The following is a 1,488-nucleotide window of genomic DNA, read 5'->3' as shown; positions in this document are numbered from 1 at the left end:
CCCCGGGCGGCACCACGGCGGCGGCGATCCGGCGACTCGAGGCCGGGGGCTTCCGGTCCGCGGTGGCGGACGCCGTGGAGGCGTCGGCCACCAGGTCGATGGAACTGGCCCGTGCGGCGCAGAAGGCCGAGGACGACGAGCGGGACGACTGACCCGCCTCCCGGCATCGCCCGCTGCGCTCCACGCGCCCCACACGTCCCGCCAGGTGAGAGAACGGCCACCTGGCGGGACGTCGCATTTAGCACAAGCCCTGTTCAGGGTGGGTCAGGCCGCGGTCGGGCGGCGTGTCGTCAAAGTTATTTGCCCACTCCCGTCGCATTGATCACACCCTTCACGCTAGGCTCATACCCAGCACGTGCGTGTCCGTACCGCAGGAGGGGAAGCCTGCGGCACGACGCGTGCCACGAAGGGTTGTGAGATGGCGACTACCGACAAGACCGAAGGCGGCGCACAGGCGGCGGGGGGTTCCCAGTTCCTGACCGTTGCCGAGGTCGCAGCGCTCATGCGCGTGTCCAAGATGACGGTCTACCGGCTCGTCCACTCGGGCGAGCTGCCCGCGGTGCGGGTGGGGCGGTCGTTCCGCGTGCATTCCAAGGCGGTCCACGAGTACCTGGACACGTCGTACTTCTCCGCCGGCTGACCCGCTCCGGGTCGGCCCCCGGGCCCGTTTTCGTCGCGGCCCCACCTGCGGGTAGTCTGGACGGGTTCCGTACCGGCTTCCGAGCCCGCTTAGATGCCGGAACGCAGTAAGCCCGCTGTAAGGCCCCAGACCAGTAGTCGACAGGTAGGTGACCCCCGATATGGGTTCTGTGATCAAGAAGCGCCGCAAGCGTATGTCCAAGAAGAAGCACCGCAAGATGCTCCGCCGGACGCGCGTGCAGCGTCGCAAGCTCGGTAAGTGAGTCCGGCGGCGCCTCGATAGCGCCCGGACTCACGCCCGTAGCAGATGCCCGTCACCCGCAAGTGGTGGCGGGCATCGGTGTGTCGCGGGGTGTGTGTAGCAGCACGTCCGGGGTACGCGGACCGGGCGACGGACCGGGGGGGTCCACGGCTACAGTGGTCTGGGTGAACCCCGAAGCACCAACCCGTCGGCCCGCCCGGGCTGTCGCCGTCGTGGGCGGGAGCCGATACCTCGGCGCCCACCTCGTGGGGATGCTGCTCCGGTCCGAATCCGTCGAGCGCGTCCTGGCCATCGACTCCGTCAAACCGTCGCCGCAGCACCGCCGTCGGATGAGGGACGCCGAGTTCGTCCGCCTCGACCCGCAGTCGCCGCGCCTCCAGGGCATCCTGCGCGATGCCGGCATCGACACCGTCGTCCACGCCGGACTGCACCACACCGACTTCGCCCCGGGCGGCCGTGCGGCCGTCAAGGAGGCCAACATCATGGGCTCGATGCACGTGATCGCGGCCTGTGGGCGGGCCGCGACCGTCAAGCGGTTCGTGTTGATCTCCTCGACCACCGTCTACGGCTCCTCGGGCGTGGACCCG

The 1,488-nt window shown here is 69.6% G+C and carries 4 protein-coding genes; all 4 read left to right on the top strand.

Annotation, left to right across the window (positions count from 1 at the left end; translation table 11 throughout):
* On the top strand, positions 1-152 hold a 152-nt coding region (locus tag G6017_RS13315; RefSeq protein ID WP_277819605.1), incomplete at its 5' end, for a pyrroline-5-carboxylate reductase dimerization domain-containing protein.
* A 266-nt stretch (positions 153-418) separates the two neighbouring features.
* Positions 419-640 (top strand): helix-turn-helix domain-containing protein, encoded by a 222-nt coding sequence (locus G6017_RS13310; RefSeq protein ID WP_017837771.1) that lies wholly within the window; start codon positions 419-421, stop codon positions 638-640.
* Positions 641-800: 160 nt separating this feature from the next.
* The gene (locus G6017_RS13305) at positions 801-902 is read left to right on the top strand and encodes a 30S ribosomal protein bS22 (protein WP_003855542.1); all 102 of its coding nucleotides are present in this window, start codon (positions 801-803) and stop codon (positions 900-902) included.
* A 163-nt stretch (positions 903-1,065) separates the two neighbouring features.
* A partial coding sequence (locus G6017_RS16910) for an NAD-dependent epimerase/dehydratase family protein (protein ID WP_347238007.1) occupies positions 1,066-1,488 on the top strand: 423 nt, incomplete at its 3' end.

This window comes from Dietzia sp. B44 (genome assembly GCF_014145245.1).
Taxonomy (GTDB): domain Bacteria; phylum Actinomycetota; class Actinomycetes; order Mycobacteriales; family Mycobacteriaceae; genus Dietzia; species Dietzia natronolimnaea.
Note: the sequence above shows the minus strand (reverse complement) of the source record. Positions and strands in the feature narration are given on the sequence as shown.